At 74.5% G+C, this 11433-nt stretch carries 10 protein-coding genes; 8 read left to right on the top strand and 2 right to left on the bottom strand.

From position 1 onward, the window contains the following. The first annotated feature begins 26 nt into the window (after window positions 1-26). The 5 genes from IR158_RS15405 (at window position 27) to IR158_RS15425 (ending at window position 6673) form a co-directional block, all read left to right on the top strand. On the top strand, window positions 27-1673 hold the full coding sequence (locus IR158_RS15405; RefSeq protein ID WP_291814331.1) for a DNA repair helicase XPB: 1647 nt from the start codon (window positions 27-29) through the stop codon (window positions 1671-1673). A 263-nt stretch (window positions 1674-1936) separates the two neighbouring features. Then, window positions 1937-2977 carry a GNAT family N-acetyltransferase gene (locus IR158_RS15410; RefSeq protein ID WP_291814333.1) on the top strand — a complete coding sequence of 347 codons (1041 nt, stop codon included), beginning with the start codon at window positions 1937-1939 and terminating at the stop codon, window positions 2975-2977. A 102-nt stretch (window positions 2978-3079) separates the two neighbouring features. Then, window positions 3080-3640 (top strand): DinB family protein, encoded by a 561-nt coding sequence (locus IR158_RS15415; RefSeq protein ID WP_291814335.1) that lies wholly within the window; start codon window positions 3080-3082, stop codon window positions 3638-3640. Between the two features lie 91 nt (window positions 3641-3731). Further along, on the top strand, window positions 3732-5804 hold the full coding sequence (locus IR158_RS15420; RefSeq protein WP_291814336.1) for a TPM domain-containing protein: 2073 nt from the start codon (window positions 3732-3734) through the stop codon (window positions 5802-5804). A gap of 89 nt (window positions 5805-5893) precedes the next feature. After that, a complete protein-coding gene (locus IR158_RS15425) occupies window positions 5894-6673 on the top strand; it encodes a PspA/IM30 family protein (protein WP_291814337.1) in 780 nt (259 codons plus the stop codon). Window positions 6674-6761: 88 nt separating this feature from the next. On the opposite strand, the gene IR158_RS15430 is transcribed toward IR158_RS15425, so the two are convergent. Continuing rightward, window positions 6762-7541: a type 1 glutamine amidotransferase gene (locus IR158_RS15430; protein WP_291814338.1), complete on the bottom strand. Its 780-nt coding sequence runs from the start codon at window positions 7539-7541 to the stop codon at window positions 6762-6764. 194 nt (window positions 7542-7735) lie between these two features. On the opposite strand from IR158_RS15430, the gene IR158_RS15435 reads away from it, so the two are divergent. The 3 genes from IR158_RS15435 to IR158_RS15445 are packed head-to-tail and all read left to right on the top strand — an operon-like array spanning window position 7736 to window position 10809. Next, window positions 7736-8464, top strand: coding sequence for a response regulator transcription factor (locus IR158_RS15435; protein WP_291814340.1), 729 nt, complete (start codon window positions 7736-7738; stop codon window positions 8462-8464). Next, window positions 8461-10011 carry a HAMP domain-containing sensor histidine kinase gene (locus IR158_RS15440; protein ID WP_291814341.1) on the top strand — a complete coding sequence of 517 codons (1551 nt, stop codon included), beginning with the start codon at window positions 8461-8463 and terminating at the stop codon, window positions 10009-10011. The genes IR158_RS15435 and IR158_RS15440 overlap by 4 nt, the downstream gene beginning before the upstream one ends. Window positions 10012-10020: 9 nt before the next feature. After that, window positions 10021-10809, top strand: coding sequence for a hypothetical protein (locus tag IR158_RS15445; RefSeq protein ID WP_291814342.1), 789 nt, complete (start codon window positions 10021-10023; stop codon window positions 10807-10809). 107 nt (window positions 10810-10916) lie between these two features. Here the strand turns inward: IR158_RS15445 and IR158_RS15450 are convergent, their stop codons facing one another. Beyond that, window positions 10917-11207, bottom strand: a complete 291-nt coding sequence (locus IR158_RS15450; RefSeq protein ID WP_291814343.1) for a WXG100 family type VII secretion target — start codon at window positions 11205-11207, stop codon at window positions 10917-10919. Window positions 11208-11433 lie beyond the last annotated feature (226 nt).

Here is an 11433-nt window from a genome sequence, read left to right on the forward strand (position 1 = left end):
GACCGACGCAATGAGGGAGAGTGCGAGTGCCCGACGGCCCGCTGATCGTCCAGTCCGACAAGACCCTCCTCCTGGAGGTCGACCACGACCAGGCCGACGCGTGCCGCCGCGCCATCGCCCCGTTCGCCGAGCTCGAGCGCGCGCCCGAGCACGTCCACACCTACCGGCTGACGCCGCTGGGCCTGTGGAACGCGCGGGCCGCCGGGCACGACGCCGAGCAGGTCGTCGACACGCTGCTCGAGTTCAGCCGCTACCCGGTGCCGCACGCGCTGCTGGTCGACGTCGCGGAGACGATGTCCCGCTACGGGCGCCTGCAGCTGGTGCAGGACCCCGTGCACGGGCTGGTGCTGCACGCGCTGGACGCGGCGGTGCTCGCCGAGGTCATGAAGTCGCGACGCACCGCGGGCCTGCTCGGCGAGCGCCTCGACGCGACGGACGTCGTCGTGCACCCCTCCGAGCGTGGCCACCTCAAGCAGGTCCTCGTCAAGCTCGGGTGGCCGGCGGAGGACCTCGCCGGGTACGTGGACGGTGAGGCCCACCAGATCGACCTGCGGGAGGACGGCTGGGCGCTGCGGCCCTACCAGCAGCAGGCCGTCGACGGCTTCTTCCACGGCGGGTCCGGCGTCGTCGTGCTCCCCTGCGGGGCCGGCAAGACGCTCGTCGGCGCCGGGGCGATGGCACGGTCGTCGACGACGACGCTGATCCTGGTGACCAACACCGTCTCGGCGCGGCAGTGGCGCGACGAGCTGGTGAAGCGGACGTCGCTCACCGAGGACGAGATCGGTGAGTACTCCGGCACGCGCAAGGAGGTCCGGCCCGTCACGATCGCGACCTACCAGGTGCTGACGACCAAGCGGAAGGGCGTCTACACGCACCTCGAGCTGCTGGACGCGCGCGACTGGGGCCTGATCGTCTACGACGAGGTCCACCTGCTGCCCGCGCCGATCTTCCGCATGACGGCGGACCTGCAGGCACGTCGGCGCCTCGGGCTGACGGCGACGCTCGTGCGGGAGGACGGCCGCGAGGACGAGGTGTTCTCCCTCATCGGGCCCAAGCGGTTCGACGCGCCGTGGAAGGACATCGAGTCGCAGGGGTACATCGCGCCCGCCGAGTGCGTCGAGGTGCGGCTCACCCTGCCGGACCACGAGCGCATGACGTACGCGACCGCCGAGCCGGAGGACAGGTACCGGCTCGCCGCCACGGCCGTCGGCAAGAACCGCGTCGTCGACTCGCTGGTCGCCAAGCACGCCGGTGAGCAGACGCTCGTCATCGGCCAGTACCTCGACCAGCTGCACGACCTGGCGGAGCACCTGGGCGCGGACCTCATCACGGGCGAGACGACCGTCCGCGAGCGCCAACGGCTGTTCGAGGCGTTCCGCACGGGCGAGATCACGACCCTCGTGGTGTCGAAGGTCGCGAACTTCTCGATCGACCTGCCCGAGGCGTCCGTCGCGATCCAGGTGTCGGGCTCGTTCGGGTCGCGTCAGGAGGAGGCGCAGCGCCTCGGCCGGATCATGCGCCCGAAGGCCGACGGCAAGACCGCCCACTTCTACACGGTCGTCGCGCGCGACACCGTCGACCAGGACTTCGCCGCCCACCGGCAGAGGTTCCTGGCGGAGCAGGGGTACGCCTACACCATCGTCGACGCGGAGGACCTGGGCGTAGCCCGGTGACCGGTGGGGGCGCGCGCAGCCGCACCCGCCGGGCACCGGGCGCAGCCCTGGTCCGACCACGGGACGAGTGGACCTGGGCGTAGCCCGGTGACCGGTGGGGGGCGCGCGCAGCCGCACCCGCCCGACGACGCCGTGGAGTGGTCACACCTGTGACCACTCCACGTTCCGACCGACGCAGATGTGACCACTCGCACGCCCCGGACGCCACCTGGCACCCGCACGGGGGTCGCACCTGCCGTCGCATCTGCGGAAACTAGGGACCGATGACTTCTCTGCTGCTGAACCCTGACCTGATCTCGACCGCTCTGCCTGCCGGGTGGCACGCCGCCGTCCCCGGACCTGATGACGTGGCGGACCTGCACGCGTTGCGCGCCCGGCACGAGGTCGCCGCGCGAGGTGCGGAGTCGGCCGGTCTCGATGCGACCCGCGCGGAGCTGACGGGGAACGCCGCCGAGACCCGCGTGCACGTGATGGTGCGGGACGCCGCCGGCGCCGCCCGCGGGTGGGCGACGGCGCACGACCGCGCGGCGGGACGCGTGCTCGTGGCCGTCGTCGTCGACCCCGCGCTGGACGACGGGACGGGCGACGACGTCGCGGCCGTGCTGTTCGCGTGGGCGGAGGGTGCCGGGGTGGCGCACGCGCGTGCCCGGGAGCTGTCCCGCACGCAGCTCGACAGCGGCGCGTTCGAGCCCGACACCCGCCAGCAGCGTCGCCTCGCCGCCGCGGGGTACGAGCACGTGCGGACGTGGTGGCAGATGCGACGCCCGGTCGTCGACGAGGACCACGGCCTGGGCCCCACCGGGCCGGGAGTCGTGATCCGGCGGCTGGAACGCGAGGAGGGCGGGATGCCGGGGGCGCGCGACCTGGTCGCGGCGCACGACATCCTCGAGCAGGCGTTCACCGACCACTTCAACCACCACGAGGAGACGTTCGAGGAGTTCCTCGCGCGGCTGCGGTCCGACCCGGGTCACCGGTGGGACCACTGGTGGCTCGCCGAGCTCGTCGACGGTGACGAGCCGCAGGCGGTCGGGGTGCTCATCGCGAGCGCGTCGACCGACGCCGACGGCCACGCCGTGGGCAGCTACGTCGAGTACCTCGGGGTGCGGCAGGTGGCCCGCGGGCGGGGCGTGGCGCGCTCGCTCCTCGACGCGGTCGTCACGGACGCGGCCGAGCGCGGCCGCGGGTACGTCGGCCTCGAGGTCGACGCCGACTCCCCCACCGGCGCGGCCGACCTGTACCTGTCGTCGGGCTTCACGACGTCCTACGTGACGCAGTCCTGGCACCGGTACGCCGACGTCGTGTGACGTCGGCGTCGTGGCTGCTCGACCCGCACGGGCGCACCACGTGCCTGCGCCTGTCGGTGCCCGGTGGTAGACCGGTCACGTCGCCGACGGGAGGGGGCCACCGTGCGCTGGGGCACGCTGCTGGCCGACCAGCTCGACTTCTACTGGGCCGCGAGCCTGTGGCCACGGCTCGCGGGTCTGACGGACGACGAGTACCTCTGGGAGCCCGTCGCGGGGTGCTGGTCGGTCCGCCCGCGCGCGGACGGCACCTGGCAGGCGGACGGGCTGGGCGTCCCGGAGCCGGACCCGCCGCCCGTCACCACGATCGCCTGGCGCCTGGCGCACATCGCCGTCGACATCCTCGGGACCCGCGCGCGGGCGTTCTTCGGCGACGACGTCCCGGCCGACGCGGACATGTTCGACCCGCGCCTGCGTCCGGCGTCCCTGCCCGCCACCGCGGACGACGCGCTCGAGGTGCTCGACGCGGCGTACCGCACGTGGCGCGACGGGCTCGCCGCCCTCGACGACGAGGCGCTGGCCCGCCCGCTGGGCCCGCGCGGCGCCGGGTACGCGGACCAGCCGCTGGCGGCCCTCGCGCTGCACCTGCACCGCGAGGTCATGCACCACGGCGGGGAGGTCGGCGTGCTCCGCGACCTGTACCGGGCGGGATGCCGGGCCGGCTGACCCCCGACGGGACCACCGCCGCGGCCGTGCCCGCGCCCCTCCCGCCTCCCGTCCCGTTGCCGCGTGTCACACCCTGGGAAAGGATCGACACGTGCCCCTGGCCCGTCGCGCCCTCCGCCCGCTCTGCGCCCTCGCTGCCGGCGCGGTCCTCGTCGCCGCCGGTGCCACCGGCGCGGCAGCCGAGGCGCCGTTCGACCTCGACGGCCGGACGGTCGTCGACCGCGCGGGGGTGCTGCAGGACCCGTCGGCGGTGCAGGCCGCCGTCGACCGCGTGGGGCAGGACACGCCGTACCGGTTGACCGTCGTGTACGTCGACTCGTTCGACGGGCTGGGCGCCGAGACGTGGGTGGAGCGCACCGCCGACGCATCAGGGCTGGGGCAGTCCGACGCCGTGCTGGCCGTCGCCGTCGACGACGAGCAGTACACGCTGGCGCCGACGTCGCTCGGGACGATCACGCCCGCGCAGCTCGACCGGGTCGCCGCCGACGTGCAGGCGGAGCTGTCGGACGCCGACTGGGACGGCGCAGCGGTCGCCGCGGCGGACGGGATCATCGCGGCGGCGAACGGTCGCACGACCGGGGGGACGTCGTCCGGCGGCGGGTTCGCCGCCGTGCTCCTCATCGGCCTGGCCGTGATCGCCGCGGTGCTGCTGGTCGCGTTCCTGCGGCGCCGTCGGACGCCCCAGCCAGCGGGCGTCCTGCGCGACACCGCGGGCGCGACGCGCCTGGCGGGGGCCGCCGACGAGTTCGCGTCCCTGCCGACCGCCGAGCTGGACCGCCGCTCGGCGTCCGCGCTGGTCGCGCTCGACGACGCCCTGCGCTCCTCGGAGGAGGAGCTGGGCTTCGCGCAGGCGCAGTTCGGCGCCGAGCCCACGCGCGAGTTCGAGACGGTGCTGACGCAGGGCAAGCAGACGCTCACCGAGGCGTTCCGGCTGCGGCAGGCCCTCGACGACGACGTCCCGGACACCGAGGAGCAGGTGCGCGCCACGTCGGCGCAGATCCTGCGGCTGTGCGGCCAGGTCGAGGGGGCCCTCGACCAGCAGAAGGCCGCGTTCGACCGGCTGCGCGCGATCGAGGCGCGCGTCGACGACGCGATCGAGGCGCACCAGCGCGAGGCGCAGCGGCTACGGGCCCGTGTCGAGCCCGCACGGGCCGCCGTCTCCGCGCTCGCGGCGCGGTACTCCCCCGACACGCTCGGCTCGGTCGCCGGCAACCCCGACCAGGCCGCCCGGCTGCTCGAGGACGTCGACTCCGCGCTGGCACAGGGCCGGGACCGCTCCGCCGCCGGCGACAAGGGCGGCGCCGTCGGCTTCGCGCGCGCCGCGGAGGAGGCGCTCGCACAGGCGACGACCATGCTCGACGCGGTGGACTCGGCGGACAGCGAGCTGGCAGCCGCGGGCGCACGGCTCGAGGCCGGGATCGCGTCGATCACCTCGGACCTCGCCGACGCCGCCCGGCTCGCGCCCGGCGACCCCCAGGTGGCGCCCCATGCCCAGGAGGCGCGCGCCGCCGTCGAGGCCGCCACGGCCGCCCGCAACGGCACGGGCGACCCGCTCGCGGCGCTGCGCCGGCTCACGGCCGCCGAGGCCGCCATCGACGCGGCGCTCGCCCCGCGCCGGGACGCCGAGGAGCGCGGTCGACGCGCCCTGTCGCTGCTCGACGACACGCTCGGGCGGCTCGCGTCGGCGGTGCGGGCGACCACCGACTACGTCAGCACCCGGCGGGGTGCCGTCGGACCCGAGGCCCGGACCCGGTTGGCCGAGGCGGACCGGCTGCGGCTGCGCGCCCTCGACCAGCGCGCGACCGACCCCGAGGCTGCGCTCGCCACGGCGCAGCGCGGCGAGCAGCTCGTCGCCGAGGCGCAGCGGCTCGCGCAGCTCGACGTGGCGAACGCCCAGCGGTACGACGACGACCGCCGCGGCGGGCAGGGCGGCGGCACGAACCTGGGCGGCATGGTCCTGGGCGGCATCCTCATCGACTCGATCCTGCGCGGCGGCGGACGCGGCGGCGGCGGGTGGGGCGGTGGCGGAGGCAGCTGGGGTGGCGGCGGCTTCGGTGGCGGCGGGTTCGGCGGCGGCGGACGCGGTGGCGGCTTCGGGGGTGGGTTCGGCGGCGGCGGACGCGGTGGCGGCTTCGGCGGCGGCGGACGCGGCGGCGGGTTCTGACGACCTCACGTGCGCGCCGACGACGACGCGCACGGCACGTGACACCGGGCGGACGGTCCGGGTCGGCACCACAGGGAGGGCACGACACGATGACCGAGAAGCAGTCGATCTTCGGACGGATCGCGCAGCTGACGCGCGCGAACATCAACGCGCTCATCGACCAGGCCGAGGACCCGCAGAAGATGCTCGACCAGCTCGTACGGGACTTCACGAGCTCCATCGCCGACGCCGAGAAGGCCATCGCGCAGTCCATCGGCAACCTGCGCCTCGCCGAGCAGGACTACAACGAGGACGTCGCGGCGGCGAGCGACTGGGGTCAGAAGGCCAGCGCGGCGTCGGCGCGCGCCGACCAGTTCCGCACCGCCGGTGACACCGCGAACGCCGACAAGTTCGACAACCTCGCCAAGATCGCCATCGGCAAGCAGCTGGCCGCCGAGCAGGAGGTCCGCGACGCGGAGCCCGTCATCGCGTCGCAGCGCGAGACCGTCGAGAGGCTCAAGTCCGGCCTGGCGCAGATGAAGGACAAGCTGAGCCAGCTCAAGTCCCGTCGGGACACGCTCGTCGCCCGGCAGAAGTCCGCGCAGGCCCAGCGTCAGGTGCAGGAGGCCATCGGCTCGATCAACGTGCTCGACCCGACGAGCGAGATCGCGCGCTTCGAGGAGAAGGTGCGCCGCGAGGAGGCGTACGCCATGGGCCAGGCCGAGCTGGCCGCGTCGTCGCTCGACTCGCAGTTCGCCGAGCTGGAGTCGGCGGGTGCAGAGATCGAGATCGAGGCCCGCCTCGCCGCCCTCAAGCAGGGCGCCACCCCGCGCCAGGTCGAGGCGACCACGGTGACGCCGCAGATCGGCACCGGCACGTCGGACGCCTGACGCGCCAGGGACGGCCCCGGTCCCGAGCATGCCGGGACCGGGGCCGTCGACCGTGGCGGGCCGTCGCCGACCGCCGCCAGGGTCGTCGTCAGACGCTCACGCGGCGAGCGGCAGCGCGGTCGCGGACCAGGCTCGCAAAGCCGTCGGCGAGGGCGCGCCCGCAGGTCTCGACGGCCTCGGCGCGCGTCGTCATCTGCGCGACGACGGCCTCGGTGTCGACGTCCTCGTGCCCGTCCGCCCAGGCGCGCATGGTCTCGAGTCCGGCCTCGGGGTGGAACTGCAGACCCCAGGCGCTCCCGACGCGGAACGCCTGGAACGGGTACGTCGCGGACGCCGCGAGCCACACCGCACCCCGCGGGAGGTCCACCACGGCGTCGCCGTGCATGCTCGGCTGCGGGCTCGTGCGCGCGGCGGCGGCCATCTCCACGAGGGGGCCGACGAGCGCGTCGGACGCTGCCTCGGGACGCCACCGCACGTCGATGACCCCGGCCTCGCGTCCGGGCGGGGCGGCGAGCTCGACGCGTCCACCGCGTGCGACCGCGAGCAGCTGGGCGCCCAGGCAGATGCCGAGGGCGGGCACGTCGGTCGCGCTGACGACGGCCAGCAGGTCCCGCAGGGGGCGGAGCCACGGCGTGGTCGCGTCGTCGTAGGCGGACATCTGCCCGCCCAGGACGACGAGCCCGTCGCCGACCTCGGCCGGCCCAGGGAGTGCCTCTCCGAGGTCGGCGCGCACGAGGCGCACGTCGAGCCCGGTCAGCCACTCGGCGAAGCGGTCGAGGCCGACGTCGGGTGAGCTCTGGACGACGGTCACGCGGGGCATCGCCCCGTCCGTACCGTCGACGTCGTGGTCGCTGAGGGAAACGGTCACGAATCCACGGTAGCGGGGCTGCGGCGGCTCTCCGAATGTCCAGGTCACATGTCCACAACGATCCGGGTTCCGCCTACTTCGGCGTCAATATGGCGATCTGGGGAGCCGTCACTCCCAGGAGACTCCCAGGAAACGGTCGTGCTCCCCCACCTGCCGTCCAGGCAGTTCCCAGCATCCGGCGCGAGACTGGGAGCATGACCAGCACGCCCAGCGCCCCCGAGGCCCGCCTGCTCGTCGTGGACGACGAGCCGAACATCCGCGAGCTGCTCGCCACCTCGCTGCGCTTCGCCGGCTTCGAGGTGCACGCCGCCGCCGACGGGGTCTCCGCGCTACGGCTCGCTCGTGACGTCGAGCCGGACCTCGTCGTGCTCGACGTCATGCTCCCCGACATGGACGGCTTCACCGTGACGCGGCGGCTGCGCGAGAAGGGGCAGCACGTGCCGGTGCTCTTCCTCACCGCGCGCGACGACACGGCCGACAAGGTCCAGGGCCTGACCGTCGGCGGCGACGACTACGTGACCAAGCCGTTCAGCCTGGAGGAGGTCGTCGCGCGGATCCGGGCGATCCTGCGGCGCACGACCCCGGACGACGGCGTCAGCTCGTCCGTGCTGCGGTACGCGGACCTCGAGCTCGACGACGACACGTACGAGGTGCGGCGCGCCGGGCAGCCGATCGAGCTGTCGCCCACCGAGTTCAAGCTGCTGCGGTACCTCATGCTCAACCCGCAGCGCGTGCTGTCCAAGTCGCAGATCCTCGACCACGTCTGGCAGTACGACTGGGGCGGCGACGCCAACATCGTGGAGTCGTACATCTCCTACCTGCGTCGCAAGATCGACCAGCTCACCGACGCCGACGGCAACCGGCTGCCGCCGCTGATCCACACCCGACGCGGTGTGGGCTACCTGCTGCGCGAGTCGGCGTGAACGAACCGGGGGACGACACCCGGACCGCACGGCCCGTCGCGGTGGCGCGGTCCGTCTGGCGCGGCATGTCGCTGCAGCGGCGGCTGGTCACGATCACGGCGGTCCTGCTCAGCACGGGCCTCGTCGTCGCCGGCGTCACTGCCACGACGCTGCTCGAGCGCAACCTGCTGGCCCCGGTCGACGCGAAGCTCGCGAACGAGGCGGAGGTCGTCGCGGGCGACGCGCTGCGGTTCCTCACCAACCAGGCCGGGCACATCGGGCCCACGGACTACTACGTGCGCGTGCAGGCCGGGGACGAGGACGCCTCGGTCGTGAGCCCTGCCGCGGAGCAGGCCTACGGCAAGCCGCGCGTGGCCGACCTGACGGTCCTGGACGCCTCGAAGATCAGCGGCGAGCCGTTCACCGTGCCGTCGTCGCACGTCGGCTCACCGTGGCGCGTGGTCGCCTACCCGTTCCAGAGCGACGGGATCGTGGGCTCGGTCGTGGTCGGACTGCCGCTCATGGACATCCACGGGGCCGTCGTCAGCATGTCCTGGAGCCTGGTGACCGCGGGTCTGCTCATCGTCGCTGCGGGCGTGCTCGTGGGTGGCTGGGCGGTGCGCCGGTCGTTGCGCCCCCTCGGCGAGATCGAGCGGACAGCCGCGAAGATCGCCGCCGGCGACCTGTCCCAGCGCGTGCCCGTCGCGCCTGACGGCACCGAGGTCGGCCGGCTCGGAGCCGCGCTGAACGGGATGCTCGCCCAGATCGAGGAGGCGTTCCGCGCGCGCACCGTGTCGGAGGCGCGCATGCGCAGGTTCGTCGCCGACGCGTCGCACGAGCTGCGGACGCCCCTGGCCGCGATCCGTGGCTACGCCGAGCTGTACCGGATGGGCGCGACGACGACGCAGGAGCAGATCGCCGACACGATGCGGCGCATCGAGGACTCCGCGGCCCGCATGGGCTCGCTCGTCGAGGACCTGCTCGCGCTCGCCCGTCTCGACGAGGGACGGCGGGGGAACGTCGGCCCGGTCGACCTGACCGTGCTGGCCGCGGACGCGGTCAGCGACCTGCGGGCGCTGGACCCGCAGCGGCCGGTGCGGCTCGAGTCGCTGGACGGGACGACCGCCCCACGGGTCGTGGTCGGCGACGAGGCGCGGCTGCGCCAGGTGCTCGCCAACCTCGTCGGCAACACCGCCCGCCACACGCCGCCCGCGACGCCCGTCGAGATCGCCGTGGGGGCGGGCGACGACGGCCGGACCGTGGTCCTCGAGGTCCGTGACCACGGGCCGGGCATCCCACCGGAGCACGCCGAACGCGTCTTCGAGCGCTTCTACCGGATCGACGAGTCGCGTACGCGCGACTCCGGGGGCTCGGGGCTCGGCATGGCGATCGTGGCCGCGATCGTCGCCTCCCACGACGGGAGCGTGGCGGTGCACCCGACGCCCGGCGGGGGCACCACCGTGCGCGTCGAGCTGCCCGTGTCCGGCCCCACATCCGATCCCCGACCCGTCGACGCGCCACCCGCGCCGGACGTGGCTACGATGACGGGTCCGTCGTCACCGTCGTGAGGCTGATCCATGGGCGTCCATGACGCACCCGCCTGGCTCGTCCCGGCTTTCACCCGCAACGTCCTCGAGGCCGGGGGCACCGCACCCCCCGAGGACGTCCGGCGCACCGCCGAGGACCTCCTGGAGCGGTGGACCCGTCCGGAGCGGCACTTCCACAACCTCCGGCACCTCGTCGACGTGCTCGCGCGCGTCGACGAGCTGGACGAGGAGGCCCACCACCCCGAGCTCGTCCGCCTCGCCGCCTGGTACCACGGCGCGGTGTTCGACTCCGCCGAGCGCAAGGCGTACGCGAACCAGGGCGGTGAGGACGAGGCCGCCAGCGCCGTCCTCGCCCGCGAGCAGCTGATGGCGCTGGGTGTCCCGGAGAAGCAGGCGCAGCGTGTCGCCGCGCTCGTCTCGGCCCTCGTGCGCCACGCGCCGGACCCCACCGACAGCGACTGCGCGGTCCTGTGCGACGCGGACCTCGCGATGCTCGCGACCGAGCCGCAGCGCTACAAGTCCTACCTCCACGACGTGCGCGCCGAGTACGCGCACCTCCCCGTGGAGGACTACGTGCGGGCGCGCCTGCGCATCCTGCACAAGCTGCTCGCACGCCCGTCGCTGTTCGTGAGCCCGCTCGCGCAGCCCTGGGAGGAACCAGCGCGGCAGAACGTGTCAGCCGAGCTGCAGCGACTCGAGAAGGAGATCGCCCGGCTCGAGGCCGCCGCGGCGGAGCGCGCCGCCACGGAGGGCGCCGACGCCACGCAGGTCACGGAGGCCACGGGCGGGACGACGACCGGGAGCACCTCGGCGTCCTGAGCCCCGGCGCCGGGCCGACCGCCGTCCGCCTGCGCCGGCCGTCAGCCTGCGCCAGCCGTCAGCCGTCAGCCGTCAGCCCGGGCCAGCCTTCAGTAGGCGAACAGCCCTCAGTGGGCGAACAGCCGCGAGGCGTGCGCCTCCGCCTCGGCGTACGTCCGTGCCGCCGCCTGCATCGCCGCCGCGATCTGGGCGAGGGACTGCTCGACGCGCGCCTGGGTCACGTTCCACTCGGCGACGACCGACCCGAACGCCCCGGCGGCACCGCCGCGCCACGTCGCCTGCAGCTCGAGGAGCTGCCGCTGCATCGCGGCGACCTCCGCCTGGATGCTCGCGGAGCGTGCCAGCACCGCCGCCGCGGACCCGTCGAGCTGTGCGCTGTCGACCTCGTACCTGCTCATGGACGTCCTCCTGCTGCCGTGGTGCCGCCGTGCGCCGCACCGACCACGGCGACGCTACGGACCACGGGCGCACCGATCGGCGGGTGCCCGGGGATCGGTGGACGGGCCCGCACCTCGCGGGACCTGGGGTCGGGTCACCGGACCGCGACGCCCCGTCCCGCACGGGACGTCAGCGACGCGGACCCGTCCCGCCGGGGACGCGGACCGCGAGCGGACCCCGTCCCGC

Source organism: Cellulomonas sp. (genome assembly GCF_015234515.1).
Taxonomy (GTDB): Bacteria; Actinomycetota; Actinomycetes; order Actinomycetales; family Cellulomonadaceae; genus Cellulomonas.